At 48.7% G+C, this 16,898-nt stretch carries 14 protein-coding genes and 1 tRNA gene; 10 read left to right on the top strand and 5 right to left on the bottom strand.

All coding sequences use genetic code 11. The features are described from left to right. Nucleotides 1-189: 189 nt before the first annotated feature. A complete protein-coding gene (locus E4K71_RS09720) occupies nucleotides 190-810 on the top strand; it encodes an ATP-dependent endonuclease (RefSeq protein WP_135079051.1) in 621 nt (206 codons plus the stop codon). 164 nt (nucleotides 811-974) lie between these two features. Here the strand turns inward: E4K71_RS09720 and E4K71_RS09715 are convergent. Both E4K71_RS09715 and E4K71_RS09710 read right to left on the bottom strand, forming a co-directional pair. After that, nucleotides 975-1,051 (bottom strand) — tRNA-Pro (locus E4K71_RS09715). 108 nt (nucleotides 1,052-1,159) lie between these two features. Further along, entirely contained in the window at nucleotides 1,160-2,158 is a 999-nt protein-coding gene (locus E4K71_RS09710) for a polyprenyl synthetase family protein (RefSeq protein WP_135079049.1), read from the bottom strand. 120 nt (nucleotides 2,159-2,278) lie between these two features. Between E4K71_RS09710 and E4K71_RS09705 the strand changes: the two genes are divergently transcribed. Together E4K71_RS09705 and E4K71_RS09700 are read left to right on the top strand one after the other, a co-directional pair. Beyond that, nucleotides 2,279-2,503, top strand: a complete 225-nt coding sequence (locus tag E4K71_RS09705; protein WP_135079047.1) for a DUF2007 domain-containing protein — start codon at nucleotides 2,279-2,281, stop codon at nucleotides 2,501-2,503. After that, entirely contained in the window at nucleotides 2,496-3,263 is a 768-nt protein-coding gene (locus E4K71_RS09700) for a methyltransferase domain-containing protein (protein ID WP_135079045.1), read from the top strand. Before E4K71_RS09705 ends, E4K71_RS09700 begins: the two co-directional genes overlap by 8 nt. A 9-nt stretch (nucleotides 3,264-3,272) precedes the next feature. On the opposite strand, the gene E4K71_RS09695 is transcribed toward E4K71_RS09700, so the two are convergent. Further along, nucleotides 3,273-5,426: a diguanylate cyclase gene (locus tag E4K71_RS09695; RefSeq protein WP_135079043.1), complete on the bottom strand. Its 2,154-nt coding sequence runs from the start codon at nucleotides 5,424-5,426 to the stop codon at nucleotides 3,273-3,275. A gap of 230 nt (nucleotides 5,427-5,656) precedes the next feature. Here E4K71_RS09695 and E4K71_RS09690 point away from each other — a divergent pair, with 230 nt between their 5' ends. From E4K71_RS09690 to E4K71_RS09660, 7 genes are all read left to right on the top strand, one after another. After that, nucleotides 5,657-6,340, top strand: a complete 684-nt coding sequence (locus E4K71_RS09690) for a hypothetical protein (protein ID WP_135079041.1) — start codon at nucleotides 5,657-5,659, stop codon at nucleotides 6,338-6,340. An 83-nt stretch (nucleotides 6,341-6,423) separates the two neighbouring features. Then, entirely contained in the window at nucleotides 6,424-6,693 is a 270-nt protein-coding gene (locus E4K71_RS09685) for a hypothetical protein (protein ID WP_135079039.1), read from the top strand. Between the two features lie 87 nt (nucleotides 6,694-6,780). After that, entirely contained in the window at nucleotides 6,781-7,668 is an 888-nt protein-coding gene (locus tag E4K71_RS09680; protein WP_135079037.1) for a glycine--tRNA ligase subunit alpha, read from the top strand. A gap of 3 nt (nucleotides 7,669-7,671) precedes the next feature. After that, nucleotides 7,672-9,759, top strand: coding sequence for a glycine--tRNA ligase subunit beta (gene glyS / locus E4K71_RS09675; protein WP_135079035.1), 2,088 nt, complete (start codon nucleotides 7,672-7,674; stop codon nucleotides 9,757-9,759). Nucleotides 9,760-9,866: 107 nt separating this feature from the next. After that, nucleotides 9,867-12,548, top strand: a complete 2,682-nt coding sequence (gene ppdK, locus E4K71_RS09670; RefSeq protein WP_135079033.1) for a pyruvate, phosphate dikinase — start codon at nucleotides 9,867-9,869, stop codon at nucleotides 12,546-12,548. A 3-nt stretch (nucleotides 12,549-12,551) separates the two neighbouring features. Then, nucleotides 12,552-13,490 (top strand): ATP/GTP-binding protein, encoded by a 939-nt coding sequence (locus tag E4K71_RS09665; protein WP_135079031.1) that lies wholly within the window; start codon nucleotides 12,552-12,554, stop codon nucleotides 13,488-13,490. 337 nt (nucleotides 13,491-13,827) lie between these two features. Next, nucleotides 13,828-15,156, top strand: a complete 1,329-nt coding sequence (locus E4K71_RS09660) for a sodium-dependent transporter (protein WP_135079029.1) — start codon at nucleotides 13,828-13,830, stop codon at nucleotides 15,154-15,156. Nucleotides 15,157-15,202: 46 nt separating this feature from the next. Here the strand turns inward: E4K71_RS09660 and E4K71_RS09655 are convergent, their stop codons facing one another. Together E4K71_RS09655 and E4K71_RS09650 are read right to left on the bottom strand one after the other, a co-directional pair. Beyond that, on the bottom strand, nucleotides 15,203-15,934 hold the full coding sequence (locus E4K71_RS09655; RefSeq protein WP_135079027.1) for a transporter substrate-binding domain-containing protein: 732 nt from the start codon (nucleotides 15,932-15,934) through the stop codon (nucleotides 15,203-15,205). Between the two features lie 106 nt (nucleotides 15,935-16,040). Then, nucleotides 16,041-16,874 (bottom strand): folate-binding protein YgfZ, encoded by an 834-nt coding sequence (locus E4K71_RS09650; RefSeq protein ID WP_135079025.1) that lies wholly within the window; start codon nucleotides 16,872-16,874, stop codon nucleotides 16,041-16,043. Between the last annotated feature and the right edge of the window lie 24 nt (nucleotides 16,875-16,898).

Raw genomic sequence — 16,898 nt, 5'->3', positions numbered from 1 at the left:
ATTCATGGATTTGAATAAGCCAAAAAAACTAACATTTTATGTGGACCACTTTTCGGGGGCTACGCCAATCATACAACAATTGTCCGGCTAGAAAGTAGCGGCCCCGAAGGTAGTGTTTCAACAAGAACTTATAAATCGGATAATGCTTCATTCGAAGATGCTGGAACAATAAATAAACTGAAAGCGTTGATGCAGATTGATGCTAATGTCAGCGAGATGTTCTTCGGCTCCTTTCCTATCTTAGTTGAAGGTGATACCGAGCATGCAGCGTTTTTGGCGGCAGTAATTGAAGTGGATCACCAATTAGCACAGCAGGCAACAATTGTTAAAGCACGGGGTAAAGCGCTTTTAGCACCATTGGCGAGAATTTTACGTCACTTCAAAGTGCCTTTTGGTATAATGCATGATGCTGATACACCCTATAACAAAAATGGTGGTAGAAATGGTGTATGGACTGAGAATGAAAAAATTCGTTTGGAGGTTGAAGCTGCTCGATCAGAAGGTTTAACGGTGAATCATCATGTTAGTTTTCCTGATTTTGAACGTTGGTTAGAAATCCTAGCTGTATCTAAGGATAAACCGCTGAATACATACGGTAGTGTTTCAAATAATTTGCCGCTTATAACCAAGGGACAAGAGTTATTTAACCTCCTTTGTTCAGGGGTAAACAGTGACCCTATTTCTCAAGAAGTTCTGTTGGAACATGACAATGATTACATGTCTGCACTTCTTCAAATTTCCAGGGAAGAGGCTCAGAGAATAGGTGAAGGGAATGCAATCCAATATTTAGGGTTGCCCGAAACCGACTGAACGGAGAGAAATGAAACCTGTTAGGCTAGGTGTCACTTTCCCCGCACAACGCCACTTGCCACCAAAACAGGTTGGACCCAAAAAAGACCCAAAATGGACACATGGTCTTTTTCACAGTATATTAGACAAACAAAAAACCCCTTGATAAATCAAGGGGTTTTGAATGGTCGGGAAGAGAGGATTCGAACCTCCGGCCCCTGCCTCCCGAAGACAGTGCTCTACCAGGCTGAGCTACTTCCCGATCATATGTATCAAGATGGCGTTTTTTGTGTTCGGGACACCATCTTGAATTTGTGTGGGCGGTATATAGCCTGTTGGAAAACCTGTGGCAAGCCCTAATCTGATTTTTTTAATAGGCCCGCTCAATGCAGAAAGTGACGATGCCTTTTAAGGCTTCTTTGGCCGGGCTATCGGGGAAAATGTCGAGGACTGAAATCGCCTGATTACCATAGTCACGTGCACGGCTAACCGTGTCGTCCAGCGTGTTATGTTTGTTGAGGAGGCTCAGGGCGTGTTCCAGGTCGCCATCGCGGAACTCCTGGTCTTCCTGTGTGCGTTTCCAGAAGGCTTTTTCTTCGTCATCACCACGGGCAACAGCCAAAATAACGGGCAGGGTCATTTTACCGTCGCGGAAATCATCGCCCACGGCTTTGCCCAATTCAGCCTGCTTGGCGGAATAATCCAGAGCATCGTCAATCAGCTGAAACGCAATGCCGAGATTGTTGCCATAGGCTTGTAGGGCTTCTTCTTCTTCAGGTGTGGACCCGGCAACCAGACCGCCGACATGGCAGGCAGCGGCAAAAAGTTGTGCTGTCTTGGCCTGAATGACTTCGAGGTAGGCTTCTTGTGTGGTGTCTGCATCATTGGCTGTGATGAGTTGCAGGACTTCCCCTTGTGCAATAACGGAAGAGGCATGGGAAAGAATTTCCATGACTTTCAGGCTATCTGCTTGAACCATTAATTCAAAACTACGGCTGAACAGGAAGTCACCGACTAAAACACTGGGTTTATTGCCCCAGATGGCATTGGCGCTGTCTTGACCGCGGCGCAGGTCGCTTTCATCCACCACATCGTCATGGAGCAAAGTGGCGGTATGGATAAATTCAACACAAGCAGCCAAGCCGATATGCTTGTCCCCCTGATAATTCAGCAGCTGGGCACTGGCCAGTGTCAGCATGGGGCGCAAACGTTTGCCACCTGCGGCAATCAAATGACCTGCCAGTTGTGGGATCAGGGCCACCGGGCTTTGCATTCTTTCAACAATGGCCAGATTTACGGCTTTGAGGTCATCGGCCACCAGATTGGTGAGCACTTCAACAGCGGTGGGGCTTGACGGCGTCTTATCCATGTTATTCCATAACGATAATTATAGTTTGACCTTGTATTTTATGCTGAAATCAACCAGAAAATCACAAGGCACAAGTCAAATAGCAGGTTTAGGCGCGAGTTGGAAGGGGATATCGCATTTATGAAAGAGTTAGTTGCCACTGGCGATCCGGTTTTTCTATCGGCTTTGAAATATCATCTTGAATGTGAAGATATTGCCTTTGATCTATTTGATGGATATGTCGCCAGCCTGTTTCCCGGTGATATGGCGGTGGCTTCAAGTCGGATTATGGTGGCAGATGAAGATTTTTATCGGGCACAACGTATTTTAAAGCAGTTGCAAGACGGAGAAATGGCCTGTGAGTGACCTGCTCAAGTTAAGCGAAGACCTGTTTTTAAGTGGTAAGGTTCGCTTATTGCAACCTGTTGAGGGCTATCGTGCGGCAACAGACCCGGTTTTCTTGGCCGCGTCCATCCCCGCCAAAGCAGGTCAAAAGGTGCTGGATGTGGGGTGCGGTGTGGGGGCTGCGACTTTTTGTTTGGCCGCACGTGTGCCCGGTGTGACAGTGTGCGGTCTTGATATTCAGGACGACCTGATCCGGATTGGAGAGAAAAACTGCCAACTTAACCATATGGCGGATCGTGTACGTTTGGTGCAGGCTGATTTAACAAACCGGCCAATGGACCCGGAACCCAATTCATTTGACCATGTGATGGCAAATCCCCCTTTTTATGAGGCCGGGTCGGGGCATCGTCCCCCCAATGAGATTAAGGCGCGTGCCCATATGGAAGAAGACAGCTGCCTGCAGGATTGGGTGGATTATATGTTACGTATGACCAAGCCCAAGGGAACTGTGACCTTTATCAATCGCTCAGAACGTTTGGAAGAAACTCTGGCTGCTTTGAACGGGCGCTTGGGGGAGTTGATCCTTTATCCTATTTGGTCCATGAACCCGACCGGGATGCAGCGCCGGGGGGCCAAGCGCTTTTTGTTACAAGGGCGCAAAGCCATCAAGACACCGATGAAAATTTCAGGCGGTCTCGTCGTGCATGAAGATAATGGAGACTATAGCCCGATTGCAGCAGGCATTCTGAAAAATGGCGATGGGCTTGATTTAAAACAATAGAGCCTGATCTTAACCCTGACTGATACCCTCTTTATAGCGTTCATAATAGCAAAAGCCGTTTTTACCATCTTGTTTAGCACCATACATGGCGATATCGGCGTAGCGTAACAGCTCGTGCGGGTCGGTGCTGTCATGGGGCATCATAGCAATGCCGATAGAAGCTGAAACGGCCATGTCGTCTCCTTTAAAGTTGATGTCTGTTGAGACCTCATCAATAATTTTTTGGGCAATGACGGCAACATTGTCAGGGGAGGTCGGTTCATGCAGGATGATGACGAATTCATCTCCGCCCAAGCGCGCAGCCGTATCGCTATGGCGGATCAGACCTTTGAGGCGTTGTGCGCTGATTTTAAGCACATGGTCGCCAGCATCGTGCCCAAAGGTATCATTCACAGCCTTGAAACCGTCAAGATCAATGAAGAGTAAGGCCAGTTGCCGATCTTCACGCAAGGCCAGAGCAACAGCGTTTTCAAGGCGGTCTTCAAACAGGTGGCGGTTGGGCAAATTGGTGAGAAGGTCATAGTTAGCTTGCCGCCAGACTTCATCCATTTCCAGCTTAAATTCGGTAATGTCCCGTTTGACGGCCACAAAATGGGTGATTTCATTATATTCGTTTGAGATGGGGGAGATCAGGGCTTCTTCCCAAAATAAGGTACCGTCTTTTTTGCGATTGAGAAATTCACCTTTCCATTCCTTGCCGTTGAGCAAGGTCGCCCACATGCTTTGATAGACGTTTTTATCGGTATGACCGGATTTCAACAGGCTGGGGGTGCGCCCAATGACTTCTTCCTTGCCATAGCCCGTGACTTCGCAAAAACGTTCGTTGACAAATTCAATCACCCCGTTGCGATCGGTGATGATTGTGGTTGCCGGGCTCTGTTCAACGGCTGTGGAAAGTTTGGTGATTTCGCTTTGATGGGCTTTACGTGCCGAAATATCGACGAAGGTCAGGATAATGCCAATAATGGCCCCGTCGTCATAAACAGGAGAGGCGAAATATTCAACCGGGAAGGGGATGCCTTTGGATGTGCAGAAAAACTCCTTGTCGCTGTATCGCTCTTTGCCTTGTTTGGTACATTCAAACAGGGGGCAATTATGAGTGGCGATATCTTTTTCACAATGGGTGTGATGACCGCTGGCTTCATGAAAGTTTCGGCCAATGAGTTCTTCTGCATCCTTTAGGTCAAGAAGCTTGGCAGCCTTGGGGTTGGCAAAGGTGCAGATGCCTTTTGTATCCAGGGCGACAATGCCTTCGGCAGAAGCATCAATAAACAGGCGGAAGCGGGCTTCGGCTTCATGGCGTTTGCGTGATTCTTCCTGTAAGTCATGGGTGCGGATCTGAACGATTTCTTCCTGACGTTTGTTCAAGGTTGCCAGTAACGTCATTTGGCGACGCATTTTCGTAAGGCCAAACAAGGTGAGGGCACATAAAGCGGCAAAGGCGACGGTATGAAGAATGATATGGGTGCGGATTTGGGCATTTTGGGTTTTTAAAAAACTATTTGCACTGAACGAAATGCTGATACCGCCGCGTACATCACCGGTTTGATAGCCTTGATGAGCATGGCAGGTAAGACAGGATTTTTTCACCATCAGGGGGGCCATATAGCGAAATAGATCAATCTCCCCCATGTTGATGAAAGCAAACATTTCCTTGTTTTTTTGTTCAAAGGCACTGAGGGCATTACGTTCCCATGGGTCAGCCATATTGTTTGGATTTAGGGGTTTCAGGCTGGTGATGTTGATGATGGTCTGGCTGTTTTCCTGAATGACACTGGCAATTTGACGGGTCATATAGGCCGGATTTAATTTGGTCAGCTTGCGCCCTTCCAAAGTAATAATATCCTTGGAGGGATCATTGAGAAAGGGGTTGGATGGGCTTTGTTCCGTTTCAGGGACGTATGTGCCGCCATGGCGGGCGTTCCATAGGCGCACATCTTCGACCATAGCGAAAATAAAGCGTCCCTTGTTGGTTGCAGTTTCAAGGGTGTGCTGTTCAACTTCACGCACATTATGATAAAGGGATGCCCCGACAATCAAGGCCCATAGGGCAAGAGGGAAAAGCCAATAGGCTGGGTTTAAGACGAACTTACCCGTTCCTGTATTGGGGGACCAGGCGAGTAGTTCGGAAAGTTCCATTTCTTTTTTTGAACGCGGAGCCATGAGCGCTCTCCACTTTTTTGTGGATTTATTTTCATACTAACACAATCGTATGGCGTGTAATGAGTAAAATCGTCAATCCCTTTTCTTTTTTTTATGGTGTTTCTTTCAAGTCCATGTAGACTATCTTGTAAAACATGGTAGAAGCTTGCTTTTTTATATGCCGTGTGATTGGGGTTTAGATTGAGTGCTTTGATTATAAAGCTGAATCTCTTTAAGAGGAATGGATTGGTATGAGTGGAACGGCCACGGTTGCCATTACTGTCGGCGTTGCTGTCGCGGTTTTGGTTGGTTTTTTCATTGTTTACTATCTTGGCAATGTCGCAAACTCCATTTACGACATTAAGGTCGGCGTGCGTAAAGACTTTGACAAAAAAGTCAAAGAATTACAGGAATGGATCGACAACGATTTCAAGCAGCGCATCAACTGGATGCGTGATGAAAACAAAGAAGAAAGCAAGCGTTTCAAAGAGATTATGGAAGGCCATATGGAAGAAACCTTCCATGAAATGGAACTGGCCATTGAACGTCTGCGCGCCGATGTGAATTCTTTACAGATGCAGATCAATAACGTCCAAGATGGCAAGGGCGTGCGCGTCAATATGGATGCCCCGCCGTTAAACCGTCCCAAAACCGGGAATGAGCCGCGCAAAATTGGCGATGTTGAAGTTGCCCGCACAGGTGTGCCGGAAAGTGAAGAAGCACCGGATATGGCAGCGCCCATTAAAAAGAATGAAGACAAGGTGCAGGATAGGCCAACACCGCCACCGCCGCCCAGATCGTCTGCCCAGCAACAGCCCGGTGCGCGTGCTTCTAGCGAAGAAAAGCCTAAAAAGAAAAAGAAAAAGCGTCGTGATCCTGATGTTTTTGAAAGTTTTGGTTCGTTTTCTGAAGATTTCAAAACCGGGCGTAAGTAAGGTTGGTGCAAAAAATCGGTTTCTTCTGGTTCTTTGCTTTGTTAAAACAGTTTCTCCTTTTATAGCTGGAAGACCCTACGCACATGTTTGGCTTTAGTCCCAATAAACTTTTGTTCACAGTTCTTGTGATTGCCGCGATTTGGTATGGTTTTAAATGGTTTAGTCGTTTTCAGGCCAGACAAGAAGAAAACCGTGCAAACCCACCACAGGAAAAGACACGTGCGCAAGCTGCCCAACAATCTTCAAGTGAGGCCGATTATGAAGAATTGGTCGCTTGTTCCAAATGTGGGGATTATGTGATTGCTGATAAAAAATCGGCTTGTGGCAAAGCAGGCTGTCCTTTCGAGAAATAATATGGAAGAGCGCTTGACCAGACCTTGGATTTTCCGCTAATTTCTGCACTGCAAAAACGTTTTTAAAAGATCTAGATAGTGATGACCATGGGCACGACACCCAATAAGAAAACCTGTTTTCAGAATTTGATCCTCTCGCTCCAGAATTTCTGGGCCGAAAAGGGCTGCGTAATCCTGCAACCTTATGACATGGAAGTTGGCGCTGGTACATTCCACCCGGCAACCACGTTGCGTGCACTGGGGCCAAAGCCGTGGAAAACGGCTTATGTGCAGCCGTCACGCCGTCCGGTTGATGGTCGTTATGGGGAAAATCCAAACCGCTTGCAGCATTACTATCAGTTTCAGGTGATCTTGAAGCCGTCTCCGGCTGATTCTCAGGAACTCTATCTGGAATCGCTCAAACACTTGGGTATTGATACGGATCTACACGATATCCGTTTTGTGGAAGATGACTGGGAAAGCCCGACATTGGGTGCCTGGGGTCTGGGCTGGGAAGTCTGGCTGGATGGCATGGAAGTGACCCAGTTTACTTATTTCCAACAGGTCGGGGGCATTGAATGTGACCCGGTGGCTGTTGAATTGACTTACGGTCTGGAACGTCTCGCCATGTATATTCAGGGTGTTGAAAATGTCTATGATCTGGACTTCAACGGTGAAGGCGTTTCTTACGGTGATGTGTTCTTGCAAAATGAACGCGAACAATCCGCCTTTAACTTCGAACATGCCAATACAGATATTTTGTTCCAGCATTTCCGTGATGCGGAAACGCAATGTTCCCATCTGTTGAGTCTGGATGAACCGCTGGCCCTGCCTGCTTATGAACAGTGTGTGCGTGCCAGCCATACCTTTAACCTTCTTGATGCCCGAGGCGTGATTTCCGTGACGGAACGTGCGGCTTATATCGGTCGTGTACGTACAATGGCAAAAGGCTGCTGTGAAGCCTGGATGAAGACCCAAGTCGGTGAGGAGGCATAAATCATGGCTGAACTGTTACTCGAACTGTTAAGTGAAGAAATCCCGGCCCGTATGCAGGTCCGTGCCTCTGAAGACCTGAAACGTCTGGTTACAGAAGGGTTGAAAAAAGCCGGTCTGGAATTTTCTGATGTGAAAAATTTCGTTACACCGCGTCGTCTCGCGCTGGTGGTTGACGGCTTGCCGGTTAAACAGCCGGATGTTCGTGAAGAACGCAAAGGCCCGAAAGTTGGTGCGCCGGAACAGGCGGTCAATGGTTTCTTGAAATCGGCTGGGCTGGACAGCATTGATCAGTGTGACGTTCAAGAAGGTAAAAAGGGCAGCTTCTATGTGGCTGTTATTGAGAAAAAAGGTCAGGATACCATTGCGGTCTTGCCTGAAATTCTGACAGCAGCCCTGAACGCATTACCTTGGCCGAAATCCATGAAATGGGGGGCAAACTCCCTTCGTTGGGTGCGCCCGTTGCAAAATATCCTTTGTATTCTGGATGGTGCTGTTGTGCCGTTTGATTTTGGTCCGGTGACGTCTTGTGGCTATACACGTGGGCATCGTTTCCTCGCACCAAAAGATTTTTCCGTTGATGATTTTGCAAGCTACAGCACATTGTTGCGCGAACATAAGGTTCTGCTGGATCAAAACGAGCGTAAAGCGGCGATCAAAGAACAGGCTGAAAAAGTTGCACGCGAAGAAGGCTACGTGCTGAAAGACGATGAAGGTCTGCTTAATGAAGTCACTGGTCTGGTGGAATGGCCGGTGGTTCATGCCGGTCAGATTGATGATCAGTTCATGGAAGTGCCGCAGGAATGTTTGATCACTTCCATGCGTTCGCACCAGAAATATTTTTCCTGCCTGAAAGACGACGGCACACTCGCCCCACGCTTTATCGTGGTGGCAAATAAAGTGGCCCCTGATGGCGGCAAAGCCATTGTGGCGGGGAACGAGCGTGTGTTGCGTGCGCGTTTGTCCGATGCCAAATTCTTCTGGGATCAGGATTTGAAAAAGAATTTGGAAGACTTGTTGCCGAAACTGGATGACATGTTGTTCCATGCCAAGCTGGGGTCCATGGGGCAAAAAGTGGCCCGTATGGAAAAACTGTCTGGTGAACTGTCTGAAATGATTGACGGTGCAGACCTGGGCCTGACCTGTCGTGCAGCGCATTTGGCAAAAGCTGACCTCGTTTCAGAAATGGTTTATGAATTCCCCGAACTGCAAGGCATCATGGGGGAATATTACGCCAAACATAAAGGCGAAAAGGCGGAAGTGGCAAAAGCCATTGCGGATCATTATGCCCCGCAAGGCCCAAGTGATACTTGCCCGTCGGCACCGAATTCCATTGCGGTTTCCATGGCCGATAAGATCGACACGCTGGTCGGTTTCTGGTCCATTGATGAAAAGCCAACAGGATCAAAAGATCCGTTTGCACTGCGCCGTGCCGCTTTGGGTGTGATCCGTTTGATCCTTGAAAACGGCCTGCGCCTGAACCTGCTGAAGGTCTTTTCAGAAGCCCATACGGCTTATTCCACTGTGAATGGCCTGAGCTCCGTTCCGGCCCATACGGTGGAAAATGAACAAAACCTGCTTGATTTCTTTGCTGATCGTCTCAAAGTTCATTTGAAAGACGAAGGGATTGCGCATGATTTGATTACGGCTGTTTTCTCCAAAGGGGGGGAAGATGATTTCGTGCGTTTGCTGGCGCGTGTGAAAGCCTTGAAAGAATTCCTGTCATCTGATGATGGGGCGAATTTGGTCGCGGCCTATCGCCGTGCCATGAATATTGTTCGCATCGAAGAGAAAAAAGACAGTGTCAAATACGATGGTCGTGTGGATGCGGTTCTTTTGGAACAAGATGAAGAACAAAAGCTGTTTGAGAAGCTGGAACCAGTCATGGGGACTCTGGTCACTGCTCTTGAAGAAGAACGTTTTGCCGAGGCAATGGCTGCGCTTGCAACCTTGCGGGGACCGGTTGATGCGTTCTTCGATAAGGTGACGGTAAACTGTGAATCCACTGATGTACGTGCCAACCGTCTGCGCCTGTTGTCGCAGATCGGCCATGCATTGGACGGGATTGCAGATTTCTCCAAATTGGAGGGATAATCGTCGCCTTAAGTTCGTCATCCCTGTGTTTATAGGGATCTAGGCCCCGGATTTTGGTCCGGGGTGACGGTGTTATCTGTGATCGAACTTTGAGAGGCGAAAAGATCATGACCAAATGGGTTTATACCTTCGCAAAAGGCAAGGCGGAAGGCCGTGCTGATATGAAGGAACTCCTGGGCGGCAAAGGGGCCAATCTGGCCGAAATGAGCAGTCTGGGCATCCCCGTTCCCGCAGGCTTTACCATTACCACCGAAGTCTGCACCCATTTTTTTGATAATGACCGGAAATATCCGGCTGACCTGCAAGATCAGGTTCTCACCGCATTGGCTGAGATCGAAACCCAGATGGATGCCAAATTTGGTGATCCGGCCCAGCCGTTGTTGGTTTCTGTGCGCAGTGGTGCACGTGCTTCTATGCCTGGTATGATGGATACGGTCCTTAACCTTGGTCTGAATGATGAAACGGTTGAAGGGTTGGCAGCAGCTTCCGGTGATGCGCGTTTTGCTTATGACAGCTATCGTCGTTTCATCCAGATGTATTCCGATGTGGTCCTTGGTGTTGATCACTATATTTTTGAAGAACTTCTGGAATATTTCAAAGACGAAAAAGACTACACCCTTGATACGGACCTGACAGGCGATGACTGGAAATCCTTATGTGAGCAATATAAGGAAAAAGTTGTTGAAGAAATGGATGAAGAATTCCCACAAGATCCAAAGGTTCAGCTTTGGGGGGCGATTGGTGCGGTCTTTAAATCCTGGATGAACACACGGGCCATCACCTATCGTGCGCTACATAACATTCCGGCTGAATGGGGCACAGCGGTCAATATTCAGGCCATGGTCTTTGGCAATATGGGTGAAGATTGTGCCACTGGCGTGTGTTTTTCGCGCAATCCTTCCACTGGGGACGATCATTTCTATGGGGAATATCTGATCAATGCTCAAGGTGAAGATGTGGTCGCGGGCATTCGCACACCACAGCCGCTGACGATCTTTGAAAAAGAAGAAAGCGGTTCCAGCCTGCCAGCCATGGAAGAAGTTATGCCCGATACCTATAAGGAGCTTGTAGCGTATCGCGACAAACTGGAAGCCCATTATAAAGACATGCAGGATATGGAGTTTACCATCCAGACAGGCAAGCTGTGGATGTTGCAAACCCGTACTGGCAAGCGCACGGTCAAGGCGGCGCTGAAAATGGCCGTTGATATGTGCGAAGAGGGCTTGATCAACAAGAAAGAGGCGGTGATGCGCCTTGATCCTCATTCATTGGATCAATTGCTCCACCCAACACTTGACCCCAATGCCCCGCGCGAAGTGATCAGCCGGGCATTGCCTGCCTCACCAGGGGCGGCGTCTGGTCGTATTGTCTTTTCTGCCGAAGATGCGGAAAACTGGGTCAAGCGTAAGGAAGAAGTCATTTTGGTGCGCACAGAAACCAGCCCGGAAGATATCGGTGGCATGCATGTGGCCGAAGGGATTTTGACGACCCGTGGTGGCATGACGTCACATGCTGCGGTGGTGGCCCGTGGTATGGGCACGCCTTGTGTCTCTGGTGCAGGTGATATGCGTGTGGATTATAAAGCCAAAACGCTGACGTCCATTGATGGCAAGGTTCTGGCCGAAGGTGATGTGATTACGCTGGATGGCTCCAGTGGGGAAGTCATGGTGGGGACGGTCCCGACCATTCAGCCAGAACTCTCCGGTGATTTTGCCAAGCTGATGAGCTGGGCCGATGAAATTCGGGCTCTTGGGGTGCGTACCAATGCAGAAACGCCGGCAGATGCAGAAATGGCGCGTAAACTGGGTGCCGAAGGTATTGGCCTATGCCGTACCGAACATATGTTCTTTGATCATACCCGCATCAATTATGTGCGTGAGATGATTTTGGCGGATGATGAATATAAACGTCGCGAAGCCTTGGGCCATATCTTGCCGTTCCAGCGTCAGGACTTTGAAGATTTATTCAAAATCATGGAAGGCTTGCCTGTCACCATTCGTCTGCTGGACCCGCCGCTCCATGAGTTTTTGCCCCATTCTGAACATGACATGGAAGAGGTCGCTAAGATCGCTAATATGTCGGTTGAAGGGGTGAAGGAACGGGCTGCTGAAATGGCAGAACAAAATCCGATGCTGGGTCATCGGGGATGTCGTTTAGGCATTACCTATCCTGAAATCTATGAGATGCAAACCCGTGCAATTTTTGAAGCAGCTTGTAAGGTAACAAAGGCAGGCGGTCAGCCGGTCATGCCGGAAATTATGATCCCACTGGTTGCGATGAATAAAGAGCTGGAACGGCTGAAAGTCGTGGTGGATGAAACGGCCAAGGCTGTGTGTGAGGCAGAAGGTGTTGAGATCGACTATATGGTCGGGACCATGATCGAACTACCCCGTGCGGCCCTTCGTGCTGGTGAAATTGCTGAAACCGCAGAATTTTTCAGCTTCGGCACCAACGATTTGACCCAGACGACTTATGGCTTGTCACGCGATGATGCGGGGCGTTTCTTACGCGTTTATCAGGAAAAAGGCGTGATTGATGTGGACCCGTTTGTCTCCATTGACCAAGACGGTGTGGGCGAACTGGTCAAGCTGGGGGCTGAACGCGGTCGTGAGACGCGGGCCGATATCAAGCTGGGCATCTGTGGTGAGCATGGGGGGGATCCGGCCTCTGTCACCTTCTGTCATAATATTGGATTGACCTATGTGTCCTGTTCCCCGTTCCGTGTGCCGATTGCCCGTTTGGCAGCGGCCCAGGCGGCCTTGGGACAGGACTCAAGTTCACAGGCATAACGAATGAAGACTGTTGATTTTTCCAAACTGAAAAGCGGACAAAAAGCAGCCATGGCCCGCGCCTTGGCACAGGTGGAGCGCGAACCCGATAGCCGGGAAACGCTTGATTTGCTCAATGCCGCCTATCAGGAACCCCAAGGCCATGTGATTGGCATTACTGGTCCACCGGGGGTGGGAAAATCAACATTAACCAATGCGTTGATCGCTCACTGGCGCTCTTTGGGGCGCACAGTGGGCGTGATTGCTGTTGATCCCAGCTCCCGTCGAACAGGCGGGGCCTTACTGGGGGATCGCACACGCTTTACCACGGACCCGGAAGATCAGGGCATTTATGTGCGCTCCATGGCGGCGCGTGACCGTCTTGGTGGCTTGGCCGGGTTGACGGTGGCGGGCATGGTCTTGATGCGTGCGGTTTACGATATTGTGCTGATTGAGACTGTTGGTGTGGGCCAGTCTGAAACCGATATTGTCGGGGTGGCTGATTCTGTGCTGTTTTGTGTGCAGCCGGGGTCTGGTGATAGTTTGCAATTTATCAAGGCCGGAATTGTGGAAATCCCCCACATTGTCGCGGTGACAAAGGCGGATATGGGTGCACCGGCGCGCCGGGCTATGGCGGATATGAAAGGGGCCTTGAATTTGGCGGGGCGCCAAGGGGCGGACCCGTGGGATATTCCGGTCTTGTTGCTGTCTTCCATGCAACGCCAAGGGATTGCTGAATTGGTGGAAGCCTTTGATACCCACCTTGCTTTCCTGAAAGAAAATGCTTTTCTGGCAAGCGCACGACATACGCAAGCCAAACAATGGCTGGAAGAAGCCGTGCGTGAGAAATTTGGTCGTGTTGGTATGGGGCGGGTGATGGACCAGCTGGATATTCAGCCGGAAGATTCCCCCTTTGAGCGCTTGTTTGATATTTCTCAAGAGTTTGAAAAGCTCTGGGGCTAAAGCAAGAAACTGGACCCTCGTATTAGGTGCGAGGGTGACGGGCTTACTGTCATTCCCGGCTTGATCGGGAATATCTTTAGTCACTATTTTTCCCTTTAAATTCTCCGCCCCAATACAAACCTATCAAGAGGAAGCTCTGGGTAGGGAGAGAGGCTATTGAGAATTGTTCTGAAATAAAGTTTCAAAACTGACCGTACGGTCAATATTTTCCTTTTAATTTCATCTGAAACTTCGAAAGCCCATTTCGTTGAAAACCATGTAGGGTCGTACGCTACAACGTGCGTCACAAGAAATGTCAAATTTCGCACATAACTTGGTTACTGGGATTTTAAAATTCATGAATTCACGAGAACAATGGGGTTCCCGTCTGGGCTTTGTGCTGGCTGCGGCTGGCTCGGCTGTTGGGCTGGGTAATATTTGGAAGTTCCCCTATATGACAGGGCAAAATGGCGGTGGTGCCTTTTTGGTGATTTATCTGGCACTGGTCTTTACGGTGGGCTTAAGTGTCATGCTGGCTGAATTTGCCATTGGCCGTGCGGCACAACGCAACCCAATCGGGGCTTTTGCCGTATTGAAAGGCAAGGCATGGCCGATTGTCGGTTTTATGGGGGTCTTGGCTGCTTTTATCATTCTATCGTTTTACAGTGTGGTTGCTGGATGGACCATCGCCTATATCTTTAAAATGGCAAGCGGTGCTTTGGTTGGGACATCTGATGAACTGGGGGCTGCTTTTGGGGCCTTTATTTCTGACCCCGTTCAGCCGATTATCTATCACGCTCTGTTCATGGGGCTGACGGTTGCTGTTGTGCTGGGTGGTGTTCACGGCGGGATTGAACGTGCGTGTAAGGTGCTGATGCCGATGCTGTTCATCTTGTTGTTGGTCTTGATCGGTCGGGCGATTACGTTGCCGGGGGCGGAAAAAGGGCTGGAATTTTTCCTTTCACCTGATTTTTCCAAAGTGACGGCAGAAACATTCAACGGGGCACTCTCGCAAGCCTTTTTCTCTTTATCCATTGGTATGGGCGCGATGATTACCTATGGCTCTTACCTGAACAAATCTGAAAACCTTGGCAAATCAGCCTTGTGGGTGAGCTCACTGGATTCCAGTGTGGCGGTACTGGCGGGCCTGTTGATCTTGCCTGCGGTTTTTGCCTTTGGCTTTGATCCATCAGCCGGGCCGGGCTTGACCTTTATTACCTTGCCTGCGGTCTTTGCACAGATGCCGGGTGGGACGTTTTTTGGGATTTTGTTCTTTTTCTTGCTGACAGTTGCAGCCCTTACATCTGCGGTTTCCTTGATGCAGCCGATTATTGCCTATTTCAGTGATGAAAAGGGCTGGAACCCGAAAGTGGCCGCTGTGGTCTTCGGCGTTGTGATCTTTGCGCTTGGCATTCCCTCTTCCTTGTCTCTTGGTGTGTGGAGCGATTTCCACATCATCGGGGAAAAAGGCTTCCTTGATTCCATGGATTATATTGCCTCTAATATTCTGTTGCCTGTGGGGGGCATTCTGATTTCTGTTTTTGTGGGTTGGGTGCTGGCTGACAAGATGAAAGAGGAAGTGACCAATAACGGGGAAAAGGCATTTCCCTTCCTTGGGGCATGGCTGTTTATTTGCCGTTTCATCGCCCCGGTTGCGGTGGCCTGGATTTTGGTGAGCGGCCTTTAAGCTCAGGTCATCTTATACCTAAAAAAATACCCTCTAAGTTTTATGCTTAGGGGGTATATTTTTTGATGATTTCGGCCAGTTTTCCTGATTTTTTCAATTTAACCATATGTTTCTCCAACGTGCTTTTCAGCTTTGGGAAACGTTTGGAGATCGCAAGAAAACGGGGGACTTCATTCACCGTAATTCCGGTATCAACAATATTGTCATATTGATGATTTTTAATGAGATAACTCAGGCTGAGATCGCTGCCGATGGCAAATTCGCACCGTTTAAAGTTCAGCATTTGCAGGACTTTAATATTGCTGCGCAGGTTCTCACGGCGTAAAGACTGGCTTTTCCAGCGTTCTTTCATATTAATATAGACATAGCCATCTCGTGCACAGATGGATGTTTGGGTAATTCGGTTTAAGCCGGAGAATTCTTGCTTATTATCCTTGCGGGTGAAAATTGTATTTCTTTGACTGAATTGCAAGGGCACAAAGTTTAACAGATGAGGCACCTTGGTATATTTGGGGTGCATCATCACGATGTCTATTTGATTATTCTCGATGAAATGATCAATACGTTTGCGCGGGGCTGAGATGAAATTCAGTTCATATTCAGGAAGAGTTGCGAAGATATCAGGGATGATCCCTTGTTGCATGCCGTCTTCAGTCCAGTAAAAGGGACGAAGCTCTCCACCTGAACTGTAATAATTCAGGGAAGTCACTGCCTGTGCTGCAGTTGATGCGAATATCGCACCTGCAAGGGCAAGACTTATGAGAGGGGCTTTCTTCACAATTTCATCTCATCTTCATATGTAAATTACGCTCTTCTAAAATAAAGTCTTTTCCTAAACCTATTGTCGTTTATGTGGAAAGCAAGGGAAAAGTCAAAAAATATGACTATTTGGTCAAAATTATCCAGTCTGGTTGAATAACGCGCAAAGTTGATTCACCTGCGCGCAAGGGTTCCTCAATGAAATCCAGTTTTAAAAGAGCCAGAGCTTTTTTTTCAAGGCCGGAACGGACTTCACCAACCAGCTTATCTGCTGCATAGATTTCTGTGCCGTTTTCAGGGAGTGGCCCTTGAACTTCTACGGGCAATAGGCGTTTTTTGATCAGGCCCCGGTATTTTGTGCGTGCGGTTAATTCCTGCCCCATGTAGCAGCCCTTATCCCAATCCACGCCATTGAGTTCGTCAAACCCATTTTCCAGTAAAATTGATTTTTCAACGATCATGTCGCGTGCCCCATCAGGCAGGCCAAGCAAGAGGCGGTGAAGGTCATAGCTGTCAAAATCAACTTCTTCAGCGTTTTGCCAGCCTGTTCCTTTGGAAACAAAGGCACGATAACCCGCTTCAGCCAGACGTGGGTCCTGATAAAGGCCGGGGGTTATTTCCATTTTAGCATCCCCAAAAAATGCAAGAATGTCATAGCCTTGTGAGACGTCTTCGATTTCGACATCTGCACGCAGCTTGTACATGGTCAGCTTTTTCTTAAAGGCGGGTAGGGCATCTGCCGCGATATCAAGCATCAGGCACTGGTGACTTTCTGAGGCCAGAATAAAGAAATCACATAGATATTTGCCTTGCGGGGTTAGGAAGGCGGCATAAACCCCCTTGGTATCTGTCGCTTTGCTGACATCGTTGGAAACGAGCCCTTGCAGGAAGTCCACACGATCCGGGCCGGAGATTTTTAATACACCACGGTTTGGCAAAATACTGTATTTCAAGGGCATGAATTTCTCTTTCTTTTATAGCGT

Source organism: Terasakiella sp. SH-1 (genome assembly GCF_004564135.1).
Classification (GTDB): domain Bacteria; phylum Pseudomonadota; class Alphaproteobacteria; order Rhodospirillales; family Terasakiellaceae; genus Terasakiella.
Note: the sequence above shows the minus strand (reverse complement) of the source record. Positions and strands in the feature narration are given on the sequence as shown.

Excerpts from the sequence above, each read along its gene's own strand:
- E4K71_RS09720 (WP_135079051.1), top strand. The coding sequence starts at position 190 with ATGCAGATTGATGCTAATGTCAGCGAGATGTTCTTCGGCTCCTTTCCT.
- E4K71_RS09710 (WP_135079049.1), bottom strand. The coding sequence starts at position 2,158 with ATGGATAAGACGCCGTCAAGCCCCACCGCTGTTGAAGTGCTCACCAAT.
- E4K71_RS09705 (WP_135079047.1), top strand. The coding sequence starts at position 2,279 with ATGAAAGAGTTAGTTGCCACTGGCGATCCGGTTTTTCTATCGGCTTTG.
- E4K71_RS09695 (WP_135079043.1), bottom strand. The coding sequence starts at position 5,426 with ATGGCTCCGCGTTCAAAAAAAGAAATGGAACTTTCCGAACTACTCGCC.
- E4K71_RS09690 (WP_135079041.1), top strand. The coding sequence starts at position 5,657 with ATGAGTGGAACGGCCACGGTTGCCATTACTGTCGGCGTTGCTGTCGCG.
- E4K71_RS09685 (WP_135079039.1), top strand. The coding sequence starts at position 6,424 with ATGTTTGGCTTTAGTCCCAATAAACTTTTGTTCACAGTTCTTGTGATT.
- E4K71_RS09680 (WP_135079037.1), top strand. The coding sequence starts at position 6,781 with ATGGGCACGACACCCAATAAGAAAACCTGTTTTCAGAATTTGATCCTC.
- glyS (WP_135079035.1), top strand. The coding sequence starts at position 7,672 with ATGGCTGAACTGTTACTCGAACTGTTAAGTGAAGAAATCCCGGCCCGT.
- ppdK (WP_135079033.1), top strand. The coding sequence starts at position 9,867 with ATGACCAAATGGGTTTATACCTTCGCAAAAGGCAAGGCGGAAGGCCGT.
- E4K71_RS09665 (WP_135079031.1), top strand. The coding sequence starts at position 12,552 with ATGAAGACTGTTGATTTTTCCAAACTGAAAAGCGGACAAAAAGCAGCC.
- E4K71_RS09660 (WP_135079029.1), top strand. The coding sequence starts at position 13,828 with ATGAATTCACGAGAACAATGGGGTTCCCGTCTGGGCTTTGTGCTGGCT.
- E4K71_RS09650 (WP_135079025.1), bottom strand. The coding sequence starts at position 16,874 with ATGCCCTTGAAATACAGTATTTTGCCAAACCGTGGTGTATTAAAAATC.